Source organism: Colwellia sp. 5_MG-2023 (assembly GCF_030547795.1).
Lineage (GTDB): Bacteria > Pseudomonadota > Gammaproteobacteria > Enterobacterales > Alteromonadaceae > Colwellia.
The window spans coordinates 206,170-223,857 of the sequence record NZ_JAUOPW010000001.1 but is presented as its reverse complement, the minus strand read 5'-3'; the positions used below and the strand labels follow the sequence as shown (position 1 = coordinate 223,857).

At 36.4% G+C, this 17,688-nt stretch carries 17 protein-coding genes, 1 tRNA gene and 1 pseudogene; 12 read left to right on the top strand and 7 right to left on the bottom strand.

All coding sequences use genetic code 11. The features are described 5' to 3' along the window. Positions 1–22: 22 nt before the first annotated feature. From Q4496_RS00940 to Q4496_RS00930, 3 genes are all read left to right on the top strand, one after another. The gene (locus Q4496_RS00940) at positions 23–580 is read left to right on the top strand and encodes a hypothetical protein (protein ID WP_303609769.1); all 558 of its coding nucleotides are present in this window, start codon (positions 23–25) and stop codon (positions 578–580) included. A gap of 481 nt (positions 581–1,061) precedes the next feature. After that, complete coding sequence (locus tag Q4496_RS00935; protein ID WP_303609768.1) at positions 1,062–2,309, top strand: radical SAM protein; 1,248 nt, start codon at positions 1,062–1,064, stop codon at positions 2,307–2,309. Next, a complete protein-coding gene (locus tag Q4496_RS00930) occupies positions 2,309–2,881 on the top strand; it encodes a deoxynucleoside kinase (protein ID WP_303609767.1) in 573 nt (190 codons plus the stop codon). Before Q4496_RS00935 ends, Q4496_RS00930 begins: the two co-directional genes overlap by 1 nt. Before the next feature lie 158 nt (positions 2,882–3,039). On the opposite strand, the gene Q4496_RS00925 is transcribed toward Q4496_RS00930, so the two are convergent. From Q4496_RS00925 to fdxA, 7 genes are all read right to left on the bottom strand, one after another. Continuing rightward, positions 3,040–5,001 (bottom strand): DEAD/DEAH box helicase, encoded by a 1,962-nt coding sequence (locus Q4496_RS00925; RefSeq protein WP_303609766.1) that lies wholly within the window; start codon positions 4,999–5,001, stop codon positions 3,040–3,042. 171 nt (positions 5,002–5,172) lie between these two features. Beyond that, positions 5,173–5,322, bottom strand: coding sequence for a hypothetical protein (locus Q4496_RS00920; RefSeq protein ID WP_303609765.1), 150 nt, complete (start codon positions 5,320–5,322; stop codon positions 5,173–5,175). Positions 5,323–5,348: 26 nt separating this feature from the next. Then, on the bottom strand, positions 5,349–5,675 hold the full coding sequence (locus Q4496_RS00915) for a hypothetical protein (RefSeq protein WP_303609764.1): 327 nt from the start codon (positions 5,673–5,675) through the stop codon (positions 5,349–5,351). Positions 5,676–6,002: 327 nt separating this feature from the next. Then, positions 6,003–6,079: transfer RNA gene (locus Q4496_RS00910), tRNA-Val, on the bottom strand. A 92-nt stretch (positions 6,080–6,171) separates the two neighbouring features. Further along, complete coding sequence (locus Q4496_RS00905; protein ID WP_215973841.1) at positions 6,172–7,539, bottom strand: MATE family efflux transporter; 1,368 nt, start codon at positions 7,537–7,539, stop codon at positions 6,172–6,174. A 180-nt stretch (positions 7,540–7,719) separates the two neighbouring features. Next, positions 7,720–8,133: a hypothetical protein gene (locus Q4496_RS00900; RefSeq protein ID WP_303609763.1), complete on the bottom strand. Its 414-nt coding sequence runs from the start codon at positions 8,131–8,133 to the stop codon at positions 7,720–7,722. 121 nt (positions 8,134–8,254) lie between these two features. Continuing rightward, positions 8,255–8,584: a ferredoxin FdxA gene (gene fdxA / locus Q4496_RS00895; protein WP_215973843.1), complete on the bottom strand. Its 330-nt coding sequence runs from the start codon at positions 8,582–8,584 to the stop codon at positions 8,255–8,257. 145 nt (positions 8,585–8,729) lie between these two features. Here fdxA and Q4496_RS00890 point away from each other — a divergent pair, with 145 nt between their 5' ends. The 9 genes and pseudogenes from Q4496_RS00890 (at position 8,730) to Q4496_RS00850 (ending at position 17,687) form a co-directional block, all read left to right on the top strand. Then, the gene (locus Q4496_RS00890) at positions 8,730–10,409 is read left to right on the top strand and encodes an NAD(P)/FAD-dependent oxidoreductase (protein ID WP_215973844.1); all 1,680 of its coding nucleotides are present in this window, start codon (positions 8,730–8,732) and stop codon (positions 10,407–10,409) included. Positions 10,410–10,597: 188 nt separating this feature from the next. Then, entirely contained in the window at positions 10,598–12,508 is a 1,911-nt protein-coding gene (gene thrS, locus Q4496_RS00885; protein ID WP_215973845.1) for a threonine--tRNA ligase, read from the top strand. 113 nt (positions 12,509–12,621) lie between these two features. Further along, positions 12,622–13,179, top strand: a complete 558-nt coding sequence (gene infC / locus Q4496_RS00880; RefSeq protein ID WP_215973846.1) for a translation initiation factor IF-3 — start codon at positions 12,622–12,624, stop codon at positions 13,177–13,179. 206 nt (positions 13,180–13,385) lie between these two features. Further along, positions 13,386–13,580 carry a 50S ribosomal protein L35 gene (rpmI, locus tag Q4496_RS00875; RefSeq protein ID WP_159820909.1) on the top strand — a complete coding sequence of 65 codons (195 nt, stop codon included), beginning with the start codon at positions 13,386–13,388 and terminating at the stop codon, positions 13,578–13,580. A 16-nt stretch (positions 13,581–13,596) separates the two neighbouring features. Continuing rightward, the gene (rplT, locus tag Q4496_RS00870) at positions 13,597–13,956 is read left to right on the top strand and encodes a 50S ribosomal protein L20 (RefSeq protein ID WP_159820908.1); all 360 of its coding nucleotides are present in this window, start codon (positions 13,597–13,599) and stop codon (positions 13,954–13,956) included. Positions 13,957–14,472: 516 nt separating this feature from the next. Then, the gene (locus tag Q4496_RS00865) at positions 14,473–15,576 is read left to right on the top strand and encodes a phosphoribosylaminoimidazolesuccinocarboxamide synthase (protein ID WP_215973847.1); all 1,104 of its coding nucleotides are present in this window, start codon (positions 14,473–14,475) and stop codon (positions 15,574–15,576) included. 54 nt (positions 15,577–15,630) lie between these two features. Further along, positions 15,631–16,041 carry a DUF4826 family protein gene (locus Q4496_RS00860; RefSeq protein ID WP_303609762.1) on the top strand — a complete coding sequence of 137 codons (411 nt, stop codon included), beginning with the start codon at positions 15,631–15,633 and terminating at the stop codon, positions 16,039–16,041. Between the two features lie 341 nt (positions 16,042–16,382). Further along, positions 16,383–17,147: pseudogene (locus Q4496_RS00855) on the top strand (PAS domain-containing protein); the annotation flags it as partial. Beyond that, a complete protein-coding gene (locus Q4496_RS00850; RefSeq protein WP_303609821.1) occupies positions 17,133–17,687 on the top strand; it encodes a methyl-accepting chemotaxis protein in 555 nt (184 codons plus the stop codon). The pseudogene Q4496_RS00855 and the gene Q4496_RS00850, both read left to right, overlap by 15 nt. The last annotated feature ends 1 nt before the right edge of the window (position 17,688 follow it).

Below are 17,688 nucleotides of genomic sequence, written 5' to 3'. Positions count from 1 at the left end.
TAAACTAATATTAGATGGGTTAGTGCAGGGACATGAGAGCGCTCCTGATACTTGGGAGTTATTAATTCGCGATCGTAATAGAGAGAAAAATTGGGACGATGCAGTAAAAAGGCGCGAACAACTCAATCGGTTTTGCTCCTTTGTTGCCAAGTGGCCTAATTTAGCTAGAGCATATAAACATATTCATTCATCAATAAGGAAAAGTATCGATTCGCCTCGAGTGAAGTTGTTTGAAATCACTCCAACGATTGATCCATTACAAGCTGCTTTAAGTAATACAGAATCATCTACCGCTGACTCATGTACATTATCGCTCGATATTCACTGGGGCGCGCAACAAATTATTGAGCTGGCAGGAGTCAGAACAATCAACTTTTCAGTTGAGACATGCATATTCATTTATTATTCGTATGGTGATCATACCGGTGTGATGACGACTGACGATTCATGGGACTTTCAGCCTTCGGAAGGAGCTGTACTGCTAACTTTTATTGATGGTAACTATAATGAGCATGAAGATTTTGATTCTACAATTCAAAATGCTAAGTCTATTTCGACAATAGTTTTATTGCCTAAATAAAAAAGCGAAAAAAATTAAGTTGAACAGCGTATAGAAGTACCAATAACAAAAAGGTACTTATAAATGTTAAGTAAAAAATCGAAATTATCTAAAGACACTGACCTTCAGAGTCCGATTAAATTAAAACCTATCTTATGTAACTTTCAGCCTTCAACCTGGATGAATTTACCTAAATCCTACCAAAGAAAAACACGAGAACTTATTAGCTGTATTGCCGCAGGAAAACCATATACATGCCTTGGTGGTGTAAGGGTCAAATGTAATCGCCTTTTGATCCGCTTTCGCGTAGGCAGAAACCACCGTCTTATCTTCCTTCGAAGAAAAAATCATCATGAATTCTTACTCTTTAATAGACAAGAGTATGAGAAACACTTTCATCGAATTAATTGACTTTAGATTTACACATTTAATTAATAACCAAAGAGGTAGGTGTTCATATTAAATATGAGTACTTACCTTTAGATGAAGGAGTTTATAAACGGTGAAAATACTTAAACGCGCATTGTTAGTTACTTTCGACTTTAGCCAGCGAGGAAAGAGTGGGACAGGGTTTGCTGCAGGCAGCTTGTTATCGGCTTGTCGTAACCATAAAGAATATAGAAAAAAATTTATCATTGATCACTTAGCGATACCTATGTCTACTTTGGCCAGAGAGCAATTATCAGTGGTTGAAATAGTCAAGAGAATCGATAAAAGTGTGCCATTAGCTGACTTAGACCGATTAGCATTAGCTTGTTACGTTTGGAACTCTGAACTTGTTGAGCCAGTGATTAAGCTATGCAGGGAAAATGGATTTAAAGGAAAGGTTATCCTTGGAGGATATCAAATTAACCGTAAAAATTGTCATGAACTATACCCGAGTGGAGATTTTTATATTCCGGGCTATGGCGAAGCTTCATTACCAGAAGCCATCCTTGATGAGCAGTCAATAACCAGTAGAGTGATTGAGAAAGCAGTCGACTTTGAAAAGCTTTCTTCTCCATATTTAGATGGCACTATCCCTATCGATGAAGGGCATGAAATGCTTCACTGGGAAACACGCAGAGGTTGTATGTTCAAATGCAATTTTTGTGCTCATAGGGATCTAAAAGATAAAAATGTACATTTACTTGGAATGGATAAAGTTAAGCAAGAGTTGAAGTTGTTTAAGGAAAAGGAGGTTAAAAAAATTAATATACTTGACCCAATATTTAATAATGAATCGAATCATCTTGAGATTCTTCGATATGCAATAAAAATTAACTTAAAGGCTATGTTGTCATTACAAGTTCGTTTTGAACGAATTAATGAGGATTTTCTTAAACTCTGTTCTCAGTTAAATGTTCATTTGGAGTTTGGTTTACAAACGGCTGATGTAAACGAGTCACGAATTATTGATAGAGGAAACAACATGAATAGAGTAAGTAAAAGTATCAAGTTGATTCAGCAATGGAACCAACCTTTTGAAGTAAGCCTAATTTATGGCCTTCCAGGACAAACTGTTGATAGCTTTAAAAATAGTATTGAATACTTACATCAAAGAGGTGTTGGTATTATCAAGGCTTTTCCTTTGATGTTACTTGAAGGAACTAAGTTAGCTGAGGATAAAGAAAAGTATTCAATAATTGAAGATGTAATTGATGAAGGTGGAATACCTCATGTTGTAGAAAGTTATAGCTTTACTAGGCAGGAATGGCAAATGATGCATAGCCTTGCAAATAATCTGATGTTGAAAGAGGAAGTCGCGTAATGTTTATTGTCATAGAAGGTTTGGACGGCGTTGGAAAGTCAACGATTACACAAGCGTTAGCTGAAACAATTGATGCAGAAGTATTATCAACACCAGGGAAGCAATTTAAAAAAATCCGTGAGCAATTAGAGAGCATTTATCAAGATAACCATCAAGCAAGGCAGCTTTTTTATATGTCTACTGTAGTTAGTGTTTCTGAACAAGTTCGAGAGCTAGTCAATAAGGGGAAAAATGTTATTGTTGACCGCTACTGGTTATCTACCCAAGTATACCATCAGTGGAAGAGTGAAAATAATCATTTTGAGCTTGTTGATGTAGCTAATAGGATATTAATTCCAGATATCACTATATATCTCAATTTACCGTTAGAGCACCGAAAAGATCGCCTGAAAGAACGCAAAAACAATACGTTAGAGGACAACCTAACTCTGACCAAATCAGCTGATAAAGAGTTAAATTATTTGTACTCGCAACTTGGCAATGCGAATGTTTCTGGCCGTTGGATAAGTATTAAAACCAATGCCGCAGTCGATGATATTGTAAAAAGTATATGTGCAGAGTTAAGAAATTAACAAGGACTGTCGCTCAAAGTTACTCGCAAGTGATTCTAGCTACGTCTGGCGAGTAATGATTACATCAAAGATGATGATTTTTTATTATTAAAAATCATAATCTTACCGTAGGAATTGACTTTAATTACTTGAGTCATATTGCTTATCTATAGTTCAGGTTATTTAAGCGCATTGGCTTTTCGGTATTTACCTTGATAATCAAAAAGCCTATCTTTAATACGCCAATAGTATTTCTGTTTTCTGGCAATGACAAAATCAGGACAAGGCAATAGGTTCGCTAGCTTTAATGCTTGATCTAAAGTAGTCACTTCAAACGACTCAGTTGAACCCAGTTGAACATTTAATTTAGCGCTTAGGCGTTTAGCAAAAATAGCATTGAACGCTTTAACCTGATTAGGCCTAGCAAAGTCAAAAGACTCATTAAGCTCAGTACCTTCTTCATCATGGTAAATGATTTTTAACTTATCAGCGCCTTTATCACTCACCTTGCCATTAACTCGGGTTAAATTAAGACCTGCGCAGCGAATTATTTTTGAATCTTTAAGTTGCAGTGCCTTTTTTAACATATCATCGGGGTCGACCAATACTTCAAAGCACTGTAAACAGGTACGCGCAGCTATGTCATTTTCACCACCGCAGTGAGGACATTCTTTAAAAACAAAGCGGTAGTCACATTGGTTCTCGCTGATTTTCTGCTCTGGTTGCTTTTGCTGCTCTTGTTCGACACGGGGAGCATAAACCAGGCCTTGGCATCGTCTGCCGTAGTGCTCTACTAAATAGCCGTCATCATCACAAATGCCCCAAAATATATTGGGAAATTCACAACTAGGGCAAACAACTTGCACCGGCTGACTTTTACTATTTGGCTTTTTCTCACCTACTTCGGGTTGATAAAGGTCAAAATCATTGCCGGTATAGTCAATCACCAAGCAATCTTTCTTGTTTTCACTTAAGCGCAGCCCACGACCAATTATTTGCTGATAAAGACTAACTGATTGTGTTGGACGTAATATCGCAATCATATCGACATGGGGCGCATCAAAACCCGTGGTTAATACCGACACATTAACCAGATATTTAATGTCTTTTCGCTTGAATGCTTTGATTAACGCGTCGCGCTCAGTATTGTCGGTAGCGCCAGTAATTAAGGCACTTAATGTGGCGGGTAAATAACTATAAACCTCTTTAGCATGCTCAACTGTCGCGGCAAAAATCATAATACCTTGGCGCTTTTCACCTAACTCAATGACCTGTTCAATAATGCTTTGCGTCACCCTTGGGTTTTTATTTAATAGGTGATTCATATCCGTAGGACTATAGTCGCCAGAAGCGTTTGCTCGCAGGCTACTAAAATCATAGTGCTCTATGGTGGCATCAACTAAATTGGGCTTGGTTAAATAGTTTTGTTTAATTAAATAATGCAGAGGTAGTTCATAAATACAGTGTTCAAAAGGTCGCTTCTCTTGGGTTCGCACAAAACCACGATAATGCTTTTTATAAATCCAGCCCATGCCTAAACGATAAGGGGTTGCGGTTAACCCTAATAATTTCACTTCGGGATTTACTTGCATCAACTTATCAATGATTTGTTGATACTGATTACTATTGCCCAGTTTGCTTGCGCTTTCTTTTGATTCGCCATTTGGCGCGTCTTTAGTGTTGTTTTTAGACCTATCTTTAAGCAGGCATTTAGACTTATCTTTGGACTGGTCGTCAGACTGCTCACCAGTCAAGTCAGTACTGGCTAGGTTAACACGATGACATTCATCAATAATAATTAAGGAGTAGGAGGTATTAAAATCATCTAAATTGCGGGCTGCCGATTGTATACTGGCGAACGTGACTTGGTGTTGAGTTTCTTTAAGTTTTAATCCCGCAGAATAAATACCGGCAGTAACACCATAACTTTCAAGTTTTTGATGATTTTGCTCAACCAACTCTTTTACGTGCGTTAACACGAGTATTTTTCGTTTTGCTAAGCGAGCAAGTTCGGCAATTACCAGGCTTTTACCTGAGCCAGTAGGTAAAACAATCACTGCAGATTCGTTGGTTCTTTTAAAGTGTTTAAGCACCTTCGATACGGCTTCTTGTTGATAATCTCTAAGTTGAAAAACTGCCACTCAGTACTATTGCCTTATGGTTTTAAACGACGTTTTGAAAGCCGTTATGATAGCAAATTTAGGTGGATATAGAACATGAATTCGTGAAATTAACAAGGTCAGTCGCTCAAAGTTTTTCACGTAAAGAAAAAAAATACCCGAGGAGCTCTCTGGTGACTTCTAGAACTTTTGTTATTGATTAAACAATTGTTTTACTGTTTTCATAGGTAGAAATATACGAATAGGTCCATTATGTTCACACAATGCTTCGTAACCATAATTAGCATAAAAACGTTGAGCGTTATCTGTTAAACAATCAACAACAACCGCATAAGCTCGCATATGGAAATTTACTTCCCATAAGTAATTTAACGCCTAATTAAGCTTATTTTTCCTATTCCTCTCCCATGAAATTCTTTATGTACGCTTAACTGAGCCAACAAAAATACAGGGACAGGATAATGTGGTAATTTTTTAGCCATGCTAACGGGTAATGTTTCTCGGGATATTGAGCTTGGAGCAACACTATAAGATGAACAAATTGCATATTTTTTATTTAACAATGGTATTTTTGAAGTTAAAACCATCGTTCTACTAATGCCTGCTTGCACTTCTATAAACACATTCACCACAATCAAAAGAATTACGATCGTGAGTTGATTTTTTAGCGCTTCAAATTCTTTTGCCCAACTCATTTAAAACCGTTATCGTTTGTAAATGCAACCGCCATTCAATAAAACAGCGAGTCCCCAGTTTAATACTGGTGTAGCTAATATATTTCATTAGTTGATCAAGTTCATCAGGTCTAATGGTCGCCATCTTAGTTGCTTTAGGCGTTTTAAAGGGGAGTAACTTTAGCCATAAAACGGTACCATATTATGTGATTGAAATCAGTATCACTTATGGTACCGCTTTTTTAATGGATGTTATTAGGTTGTTATGCACATTACAGGCAATAAAAAACCCGTAACATTATATCTCTATAATATTACGGGTTTCTTGGATTCTTAATGAACCTAATATGGTGCTCGCTACTGGACTCGAACCAGTGACACCTTGCATGTCATGCAAGTACTCTAACCAACTGAGCTAAGCGAGCAAAATGCTTGATTGAATTAATCAACGGGCGCTATGTTAGCCGTCAACTTATGTCCTTGCAAGCGCTTTTGCTTAAATTCGCTGAAATAAAGTTTAATTGATTGTTTTTAACGCAAGACGGCCTTGAACTACCTTTAAACGCCATGCAAGTAAGATGGCTGCAGTAGATAAACCGACGATAAAACCTATCCAAAAACCATAAGGACCCATTTTGTCAGTAACCCAATCTGTAATGCCTAATACTATCCCTACAGGTAAGCCAATTAACCAATAAGAAACAAACGTGATATATAAAATAGATTTGGTATCTTTATAGCCACGTAATGCACCGGCAGAAACCACTTGTACTGTGTCTGAAAATTGATACAGGGTTGCTAAAAGCATAATGTTTGCTGCAAGCTCTATAACAGGAAGTTCATCAGTATAAATGCCAACAATAGGTACTCTAAATACTAAGGTGATTATTGCGGTAAAAACAGCAAGTAGTAAGCCTAGAATAATTGCGTGTGTGGTATACGCTTTAGCTTGTTGATGATTTTTATCACCTAATGCGTTACCAACTTTTATCGTAGTCGCCATAGCTAAACTTAATGGCACCATAAAAATTAAGCCACTAAAGTTAAGCGCTATTTGATGACTTGCAACGGTTTCAGCACCAAAAGGAACTAAAATAATAGCAACAACGGCAAATAAGCTAACTTCAAATAATAAGGATAAAGCGATAGGTGTGCCTAAGCTTAAAATATTTTTAATTTTAGACCAGCTTGGCCAAAACCATTTATCGAAAAGCGATGATTTTTTTAATGTTTTTGAATAAAAGGCATATAAGAACATACCAAGAAACATTGCCCAGTATACAATTGCTGTGGCAACACCACAGCCAGCACCACCTAAAGCAGGCGCACCAAATTCTCCGTAAATAAAGATATAATTAGCCGGAATGTTTACCAACAAGCCAATAATACTAATTACCATGGTTGGTTTGGTATAAGAAAGTCCTTCGGCGTAATTTCTTAATACTAAATAAAGGCAATAACCAGGCGCGCCCCAAACAATGTATCGTAAATAATCAAACAATAATGGCTTTAAGTTACCTTCTAATTCAATGGCTGGCGCGATCATGGGGGCCAGTAGATAATACAACCCAATAAGTGATAGGCCTAATGCGAGTGCAATCCAAGCGGTTTGATAAGTTTGCTCACTAATGGCTAAATAGTCTTTTGCTCCTGCAAGCTGGGAAACAATGACTGCAAGCGCCATAACTAAACCATAAATGGTTAATATTAATGGTAACCAAATACTATTTGCTACGGCGACTGCTGCCATATCGATAGCGCTAACTCGACCAGCCATTACAATATCAATGAATCCCATTAAATTTTGAATAAGCTGTGCGATGAGAATAGGGTAAGAAAGTTTAGCTAAACTTTTAACATTTGTGTAAAAGGGAGTTAGGTTCATTAAATTTTGACTGTAGGCTATAAAATAAAAGGACTAAAGGTAGGCCATCATATTGAAGAAGCTAAACACAGGCAACCATTACAGCTAACTATTCAAAAAATGTTTACTGTTAGCTATATTATTAGTGAACAATTACTTAAATAGACACAATAATAGTCAGTTATCATTAACAATTATTTTTTATGCGCCAAGTTTCTGGCTTACCAATTCTACTAACTGTGCCTGTAGTCCGGCTAATTCAGCATTTAATATTTTGGCTTTTTCTTGTGAGCTTTCATCATTGGTATTAAGTTGGGCTATTTCTTGTGTTAATTCTACTATTTTCTCTTCTAATTCTTCTATCATTTGGTCTAACGGATCTTCTTTTTCTTCACCTTCTTCTGTTTTTAATATTTTTTGAAGTGCGGCGGAGTTTACTTCCTCTAATTGTTTGTCTTTTGCTTCTTGGGAAATAGTGACTTCATCCGTTTTGCTAATTTGAGTAGAAGCAAGGGGGTTAGTATCTAATGCTTCATCATCTTTTATTGTAGAAAACTTGTTTATTTGATTCGATTGATGATTTGGTGTTTTTATATTAACAGTCATGTTATCCATAACGACGTCCTATTTTATAACATTGATGAGCTGATAAGGTATTTGTAATTTTTATCAGTGAGATTGCCTCAGTTATTTTATATCGGCCTTTACGTGGATATCTTGAATATATAAATATTTATTAATCTTCAATTTTTAAAAATTTTAATTTATTCTCAACACCATCCCATTCCTTTGCATCTTCAGGAGCAGGTTTAACGTCGGTAATTCTAGGCCAAATTTGTGAAAGCTCAGCATTTAGTTTAATAAATTCTTGTTGATCTTCGGGGACTTCATCTTCTTGATAAATAGCACCTGCAGGGCATTCAACTGGGCATAAATCACAGTCAATACAATCGTCTGGGTTAATAACAAGAAAGTTTGGACCTTCAAAAAAAGCGTCTGCCGGACATACCGCAACACAATCTGTATATTTACAACGAATACAATTATCGGTAACAACAAAAGCCATAATTTATTTACTCTTTAATCAATTTTGTGTGGATCATACCTTGCTTTATTTTAAATTCAATCTCTTGTTTTAATTGGTATGCGTCTTACTATCAGGTAAAATGCCGCCATATTTATATACAGCCCTTATTTTTGGATCTCAGACCATGTTGCGTTTAACCGATATTAAATTACCTTTAGATCATCCAGCTGATGCTATTGAGCAGGCAATACTTGACAAACTTGCCATAACTAACGCTGAATTAGTTAATTTTACCGTATTTAAACGTGGTTACGACGCTCGTAAAAAAAGTAATATTTTCTTAATTTATACCTTAGATGTTACTACAACTAAGGATGAGGCATTACTTGCTGTTTTTGCTAAAGATTCACATGTGAAATTAACACCTGACATGGCTTATAAGTTTGTCGCACAAGCACCAGAAAAACTAACGCAGCGTCCTGTGGTTATTGGCATGGGACCTTGTGGTTTATTTGTTGGTTTAGTTTTGGCACAAATGGGTTTTAAACCGATTATTCTAGAGCGTGGTAAAGAAGTAAGAGAGCGCACTAAAGACACCTTTGGTTTTTGGCGTAAAAAAATATTAAATACAGAGTCAAATGTACAGTTTGGTGAGGGTGGGGCAGGTACGTTTTCTGATGGAAAACTCTATAGCCAAGTAAAAGATCCTAAACATTATAGCCGTAAAGTTTTGCATGAGTTTGTTGATGCGGGCGCACCAGAAGAAATTTTATATGTAAGCAAGCCTCACATTGGTACGTTTAAACTAGTGACTATGGTTGAAAAAATGCGTGCTAAAATTTTTGAATTAGGCGGCGAAGTGCGCTTTGGTGAAAAAGTTGAACAAATTCATTTTGAAAATGATGATAGTGTTATTTTTGATGAAGAGGAATTAAGCGACTGTACGGCTAAACAAGTAACAGGGTTAACGTTAGCCAGTGGTGAGCATATTGTAACAAGCCACATTGCTTTAGCGATAGGCCATAGCGCCAGAGATACCTTTAAAATGCTGTTTGATGAAGGTATTTATATTAAAGCTAAGCCTTTTTCAGTTGGATTTCGTATCGAGCATGAACAATCTGTTATTGATGAAGCACGTTTTGGTAAAAATGCCGGTAATGAAATTTTAGGCGCAGCCGATTATAAACTTGTGCATCATGCGAGTAATGGTCGCAGTGTTTATAGTTTCTGTATGTGTCCAGGTGGTACGGTAGTAGCAGCAGCATCAGAAGAGGGCCGATTAGTTACTAATGGTATGAGCCAATATTCTCGCCATGAACGTAATGCAAACAGTGCTATTGTGGTCGGTATAGAGCCAAAAGATTATACCTCGGGTAAATTTGCTTCTAAAGATAACTCGGTATTAGCAGGTATTGAGTTTCAACGTCGATTAGAAGAGCAAGCCTTTAAGATGGGCGGTGAAAATTATGATGCACCTGTGCAGCTTGTTGGTGATTTTTTAGCTGGAAATAAAACCGGCGAGCACGGTAGTGTTATACCTTCTTATAAACCCGGTGTGGTTTATTGTGATTTAAGTGAAGCATTACCTGATTATGCTGTTACTGCCATTAGAGAAGCGTTGCCTGCTTTTGAACGTAAGATTAAAGGCTTTTCAATGAAAGATGCTACGTTAACTGCTGTTGAAACACGTACGTCATCACCTATTCAAATAACGCGTGATAGAACAACATTGCAAAGTTTAAATGCTAAAGGTTTATACCCAGCAGGTGAAGGTGCAGGTTATGCTGGGGGAATTTTATCAGCAGGCATTGATGGTATTAAAATAGCTGAAGCAATGGCGTTATCAATGCTTGAATCGTCGTAATAGTTGCTAAAAAAATTGCAAATTAAGCTAAATTGCCCTATATTGCTGACCTCGAATTATTCTTTGCGCTTTTATAGTGAGTTCAATGCGTTAGAATAATCTTCAATATTTATCGATTTTTCATTTACTTTAAACATAATAAACATCAAGCGGCACTTAGTGTGTGTCGCCACTGACAAGGAAATTTAATGCCTGTAATTACTCTCCCAGATGGTTCACAACGTTCATTTGACAATGCAGTATCTGTAATGGATGTAGCACTTGATATTGGCCCAGGTTTAGCGAAAGCAACAATTGCTGGTCGTATCGATGGAAATCTTGTTGATGCCTGTGAATTAATCACCCAAGATGCCGCTTTACAACTTATTACCAGTAAAGATAGCGAAGGGCTTGAGATCATTCGTCATTCATGTGCGCATTTATTAGGACATGCTATTAAGCAATTATACCCTAATGTGAAAATGGCTATAGGCCCAACCATTGATAATGGTTTTTATTATGATGTTGATTTAGAAGAATCAATCACTGAAGATGATTTAGTGAAATTAGAAAAACGCATGACTGAATTAGCCCGCACTGGTTATGAAGTTGTGAAAAAAACCGGTTCTTGGCAAGATGCTTACGATGCCTTTACTGAACGTGGTGAAACTTATAAATTAGAAATTCTTGATCAAAATATCGAGAAAACAGACACACCTGCGCTATATCATCATCAAGAATATATTGATATGTGTCGTGGTCCTCATGTACCAAGTATGCGTCATTGTCATCATTTTAAATTAATGAAAGTTGCGGGTGCTTACTGGCGCGGTAATTCAGACAACAAAATGTTGCAACGTATTTACGGCACTGCATGGGCTGATAAAAAACAACTTAAAGCGTATATAGTGCGTTTAGCTGAAGCTGAAAAGCGTGATCACCGTAAAATTGGTAAAACACTCGATTTATTCCACTGGCAAGAAGAAGCGCCAGGCATGGTGTTTTGGCATAACGACGGTTGGACAATTTATACCGAATTAGAAAAATTTGTGCGTGAAAAACTTCATGAGTATGATTACGACGAAGTTAAAGCGCCAATGATGATGGACAGAAGTCTTTGGGAAAAGTCAGGTCACTGGGATAAATATGCTGATGGCATGTTTACTACTGAATCTGAAAAGCGTGAATACGCAATAAAACCAATGAACTGCCCAGGTCATGTGCAAATATTTAACCAAGGTTTAAAATCATACCGTGATTTACCTTTACGTATTGCTGAGTTTGGCTGTTGTCACCGTAACGAACCGTCAGGATCTTTACATGGCTTAATGCGTGTTCGTGGTTTTACGCAAGATGATGCACATATTTTCTGTATGGAATCACAAGTTCAAGACGAAGTGAAAAAATGTATCGAAATGGTATATGACGTTTACGGATCATTTGGCTTTGAAGATATTGTTGTTAAATTGTCTACTCGTCCAGAAAACCGTATTGGTAGTGATGAAGTTTGGGATAAAGCGGAAGCTGGTTTAGCGCAAGCATTAACTGACAGTAATATTAAGTTTGAATATTTACCTGGTGAAGGTGCTTTTTACGGTCCTAAAATTGAATTTACCTTAATGGATTGTTTAGGTCGTGCTTGGCAATGTGGCACAGTGCAATTAGATTTTGCTTTACCAGAGCGTTTAGGCGCAACTTATGTTGGTGAAGATAACGAACGTTACATTCCGGTGATGATTCATCGTGCAATTTTAGGTTCACTTGAACGTTTTATTGGTATTTTAATTGAAGAGTTCACTGGGAAATTCCCAACGTGGTTATCGCCAATTCAAGTGACATTAATGAATATTACGGACAAACAGAGCGAATATTGTCAAAAAGTAGTGAAAAAACTAAAAGAAAATGGATTTAGAGCAAAGTTAGACTTGAGAAATGAGAAGATAGGCTTTAAGATCCGCGAGCACACTTTAAAGAGAGTTCCATATTTGTTAGTAGTTGGTGATCAAGAAATGGAATCTGGCGAAATTGCAGTACGAACTCGAAGTGGTGAAGATTTAGGTAAAATGTCTGTTGATAGCTTTATTTCGAAACTAAGTGAAGAAGTTAGTTCTCGTACTTAGCGTTAAAATTACTTATAATAGAGTATAAAACAAACATAAAAATATTTTTTAATCTGAGTAATCGCTAAATTTTAACAACGTCGATTACTTGGAACAAAGTTCTTTGGAGGAACATGGCTATTAAAGGTGGACAACGAGGCGGGCAAAAAGAGCCAGCACATCGTTTAAATGAGTTAATCACAGGTATTCCTGATAACGAAGTTCGTTTAATTAAGTTTGACGGCGAAGCAGGTGGCATAGTTACATTAGATGAAGCTATGAACCAAGCTGACGAAGCAGGTGTTGATCTTGTTGAAATAAGCCCAACGGCGAAGCCTCCGGTACTCCGTGTTATGGATTACGGCAAGTTTCTTTATGAAAAATCTAAAGAACAGAAAGAGCAACGTAAAAAGCAGAAACAAATACAGGTTAAGGAAATTAAATTCCGTCCTGGTACAGATGAAGGCGATTATCAGGTGAAATTACGTAACCTGAAACGCTTTTTAGAAGGCGGCGACAAGGTCAAGGTAACATTACGTTTCCGTGGCCGTGAAATGGCCCACCAAGAGCTTGGTTTAGAGCTACTAACTCGCGTTAAAAACGATTTAGCAGATTTAACGGTTCTAGAATTCTTTCCGCGTAGAGCAGAAGGACGTCAAATGGTGATGGTTCTAGCCCCTAAAAATAGATAATCTTTGGTTTGACAAGTAATTAAGTTTTCATTCTTTTAAATAATACTGAGAACTTAATTCACCAATTTTATCTTTACGCTGGTAGTACAGGCTTGCAAGTAAATTGTTTATTATCATTTTTGCTGATAACAATTTCGCCCTCGCTACTTAATATTTGGCATATACCTACCATTTATGGTTAAGGTATACATTTGAGAGTTATTCACATGCCTAAAATGAAAACCAATAAAGGTGCTGCAAAGCGCTTTAAAAAAACAGCTTCTGGCTACAAGTTCAAACAAGCTGGCCTTCGTCATATCTTGACTAAGCGTCGTACTAAAGTTAAGCGTCATCTTCGTGCTAAGCACATGATTGCTGCATCTGACATTAAGTCAGTTAAAAAACTTTTACGTCACGGTTAATTAGGAGATATAGAAAATGGCTAGAGTAAAACGTGGTGTACAAGCTCGTGCACGTCACAAAAAAGTTCTAAAGCAAGCTAAAGGTTATTACGGAGCACGTAGTCGTGTTTATCGTGTTGCTTATCAAGCAGTAACTAAAGCAGGTCAATACGCTTACCGCGATCGTCGTCAACGTAAACGTCAATTCCGTCAGCTTTGGATCGCTCGTATTAACGCAGCAGCTCGTCAAAATGGTTTATCTTACAGCAAATTCATCAATGGCTTGAAAATAGCTTCGATTGAAATTGACCGTAAGATCCTAGCTGACATCGCAGTATACGATAAAGCAGCATTCACATTCTTAGTTGAAAAAGCGAAAGCTTCTTTAGCTGCATAAGAATTGAATTAGCTTTACTAGATAAGGACGCCTATTGGCGTCCTTTTCTTTTTTAAGTAATTAATGAAACTGGTATTAATACCAATCTCACTAACTATGTGATCATTCCTACTTGCTAAAATCACCAACGGCATCGTTATTTATTTAATAATTAGAACAACTAGTTATTGAAATAAATGCCTTGTATTTGGCAATTTTTTCTACGCATAAAATTGTTCACTTAATTAATGAAACTGGTATAAGCTGATTTCTACATTAAATATACTTAATAAGTAAGTATAATCCTCGTACATTTATTTTTGAAATTGAACTAACGTGTAAAAACTACTCTAAATTAATTCAATTAGATCAAATCGCTATTGTATAATTCAACGGCATAAAAGCTGTTATGTAACACTAAATGATATTAATAAACAAAGATTAAGGTAATAAATACTATTTTATTTGCTCCTAATAAATACTAAAGATATTATTCATTACAATTATTTTTAAGTCTTAATGTTAAGGTCTACCTCCATGAATTTAGCTGATAAAGTTTTAGCGATAAATAATGATTTACCTATTCGTACCGATGCCCCCGTTCATAGCGGTAAGGTTCGCTCTGTTTATTGGTTAACTGAAAGTGACAGTAAGCGCTTAATTGAAGAAAAGAACTATAATGTGCCTAGCGATACACCATTAGCTATTATGGTTATTAGTGATCGAATTTCTGCTTTTGATTGCATTTGGCAAGGTGAGGGTGGTATGAAAGGTGTACCTGGTAAAGGTGCAGCTCTTAATGCTATTTCAAACCATTGGTTTAAGCTGTTTAAAGAGCAAGGCCTTGCAGATAGCCATATTCTTGATATTCCTCATCCATTTGTGTGGATAGTACAAAAAGCTAAGCCTGTGATGATTGAAGCCATTTGCCGTCAATATATTACCGGCTCTATGTGGCGAAGTTATGTAAAAGGTGAACGCGATTTTTGTGGTATTGAATTACCTGAAGGTTTAACGAAAGATAGTAAGTTACCTGAGTTATTACAAACACCTTCAACTAAGGGTATTCTAAAAGGAATACCAGGTGTGCCAGAAGCCGATGATGTTAATATCACTCGTAAGAATATTGAAGACAACTTTGCAGCATTTAATTTCAAATCTAAAGATGATATTAGCTTATATGAAAAACTGCTTACGGAAGGTTTTAATGTTATTTCTACGGCGTTAAACAAAATAGATCAAATTTTTGTTGATACAAAATTCGAGTTTGGCTATGTAAAAGACAAAGCAGGTAATGATAAGTTAATTTATATGGATGAAGTTGGTACACCTGATTCATCTCGTATTTGGGATGGTGAGCAGTATCAGGCTGGCAACGTTGTTGAAAATTCAAAAGAAGGTTTTCGCCAACTATTACTGCAACATTTTCCTGATGCCGATATATTATTAAATAAAGAGCGTATGCCTGAGCGTGAAGCGTTGGCACGTGATAATGAGTTGCCGTTATCAGTATTGATGGATGTTTCTAAAACCTATATTGATATAGCAGAAAAAATTACCGGTGAAAAAATTGTATTAAGTGATAACCCAAAAGCTGAGATCGTCAGTATATTACGTGAGCAATACCAGTTGATTGATTAGGTGATATTTATTCACTTTTATTAGCATTATTATTAAAAATATTAAGAGGTTATCATGGCACAAGAACAAAAAATGACGGTTGAACAACAGCAGCAATGGATTAGAGAGCAATATCAAATAGCAACTAAGTATTTAGCGAGTCAAGGGCTGGTAACGAATAGTGTTTCAGCCGAAGAAAGTCGTTATTTTATGAATTTTATGTCGGTGTGGAAACTAAAGGCACTTGACGGTAATTATTATTGGGTTATTTGTGGTGATTTGCCAAGTGATTACAATGCTGTCAATGTTGCTGGTAGTGCTAGAGATGCAGCACGTCATTTTTCATTAAAATGGCAAATGCAAGCCGAAGGGTTATTGCAAACTGGCGAAAAAGAACAAGAAAAATTTGCTCAAGTATTAATTAGTAAAGCGGAAGTTTTATATGATCTTGTTGCACAAGATAATCTTTGGGAAATTAAGCCGTAGTAACAACCAATTAGCAAGTACAAGTAATAATAGCTAACCCATAACAGCTAAGTCATAACATATTAATGACGTTGTTTACTCTATGTTAAATCATAAGAAAATAACGTCGTTAATACACCTCTCTTTTATTCCTCTGTTTATATTTCGGTATAACAAACCACTATTTTTCCTAAATTACCTCAAGTGTAAAGGCTTTAAATTTATAAATTGTGTGGTAAAGCATAAACCTATCTTCTACACTTATTCTTTTAATGGATAATATGTTTAATGTGGCTTTACATTAAATACGACTCAGGGTGTAGAGTATGTAATTAAAAATAATCATTATTAGGGTAAAATATATGTTATTTGGTAAAAGTAAGCTATTAGCACGAATAGAAGAGTTAGAACACGAGTTAAATTGCTTTCATGATATTCAAGATGATCTTCAATGTGAAATGGCGTTTTTTTCCTTAGACTTTCAAGGAAACATTACCGAAGTTAACGACATTTTCTTAAAATCATGTGGCTATGCAGAGCATGAAATTCTTAATAAGCCTATTGAAATGTTTCTGTCTCCTAAGATACAAGACAGTGATATTTGTAAAAAAATGCTTGAGTCTATTAGAAAAGGTGTTCATTGGCATGGTGCAATGCATCTAATGTCGAAATCTAATAATAGCATTTGGTATCGAACAATTATCCAACCTAAAACTTGCTCAAAAAAGCTTGCCGTGTACTCTGCTGAGCTTACTCAAACCATTACAGAATACCGATCACAAAAAGATATGCTTGCCGCATTAACGCGTTCTTCGGCTGTTATTGAGTTTAATCTAGATGGTATTATTTTATACGCAAATGAGAATTTTCTTAAAGGTACTAAATATAAACAGAATCAAATTCTAGGTAAACATCACAGTATTTTTTGTGAGCCAGAGCTTGTTAAGTCTCAAGAATATAAAGCCTTTTGGGAACGACTAAAACGAGGCGAGTTTGTTTCAGATAGATTTAAGCGCCTTGATAGTAATGGAGATGTTGTTTGGCTTGAAGCATCTTATAATCCTATTCATGACGATAGTGGTGACTTATATAAAGTGGTTAAGTTTGCAACTGTGATCACAGAGCAAATAAATAGGGAAATAGCGATAGCTAAAACGTCTGAAATTGCCTATGACGTTTCTCGTAAAACAGATGAAGACACATTAAATGCTATCAATGTTATTAACTCTACAATTGAGACTATGGGTCAACTTTCACAACAGATGAGTGAAGCCAGTAAAGGGATATTTGAATTAGATGAGCAATCACAGAAAGTGTCTCAGCTTGTAGATAATATTCGTGGCATTGCTGATCAAACTAATTTACTTGCGCTTAATGCCGCAATTGAAGCTGCTAGGGCAGGTGAACAAGGTCGAGGCTTTGCTGTTGTTGCAGATGAAGTAAGGTTATTGGCTTCGCGTACAAGCACCGCAACCGAAGAAATTATTAGTGTTGTCGCTAAAAATAAGCAGTTAACTGAAAATGCAGTGTCAATCATTGAAACCAGTATGAATGAAGCAGAAAAAGCATTAGAACTGTCAAATAATGCCGGTAATGTCATGAATGAAATTCAAGTAGGTGCAAGAGAAGTGGTCGATGCCGTTGCATCGTTTAACAAAAGCTTGTAAT

Coding starts and splice junctions, on each gene's coding strand:
- Q4496_RS00930 (WP_303609767.1), top strand. CDS start 2,309: ATGTTTATTGTCATAGAAGGTTTGGACGGCGTTGGAAAGTCAACGATT.
- Q4496_RS00920 (WP_303609765.1), bottom strand. CDS start 5,322: ATGCGAGCTTATGCGGTTGTTGTTGATTGTTTAACAGATAACGCTCAA.
- Q4496_RS00915 (WP_303609764.1), bottom strand. CDS start 5,675: ATGAGTTGGGCAAAAGAATTTGAAGCGCTAAAAAATCAACTCACGATC.
- Q4496_RS00905 (WP_215973841.1), bottom strand. CDS start 7,539: ATGAACCTAACTCCCTTTTACACAAATGTTAAAAGTTTAGCTAAACTT.
- Q4496_RS00900 (WP_303609763.1), bottom strand. CDS start 8,133: ATGGATAACATGACTGTTAATATAAAAACACCAAATCATCAATCGAAT.
- fdxA (WP_215973843.1), bottom strand. CDS start 8,584: ATGGCTTTTGTTGTTACCGATAATTGTATTCGTTGTAAATATACAGAT.
- Q4496_RS00890 (WP_215973844.1), top strand. CDS start 8,730: ATGTTGCGTTTAACCGATATTAAATTACCTTTAGATCATCCAGCTGAT.
- thrS (WP_215973845.1), top strand. CDS start 10,598: ATGCCTGTAATTACTCTCCCAGATGGTTCACAACGTTCATTTGACAAT.
- infC (WP_215973846.1), top strand. CDS start 12,622: ATGGCTATTAAAGGTGGACAACGAGGCGGGCAAAAAGAGCCAGCACAT.
- rpmI (WP_159820909.1), top strand. CDS start 13,386: ATGCCTAAAATGAAAACCAATAAAGGTGCTGCAAAGCGCTTTAAAAAA.
- rplT (WP_159820908.1), top strand. CDS start 13,597: ATGGCTAGAGTAAAACGTGGTGTACAAGCTCGTGCACGTCACAAAAAA.
- Q4496_RS00865 (WP_215973847.1), top strand. CDS start 14,473: ATGAATTTAGCTGATAAAGTTTTAGCGATAAATAATGATTTACCTATT.
- Q4496_RS00860 (WP_303609762.1), top strand. CDS start 15,631: ATGGCACAAGAACAAAAAATGACGGTTGAACAACAGCAGCAATGGATT.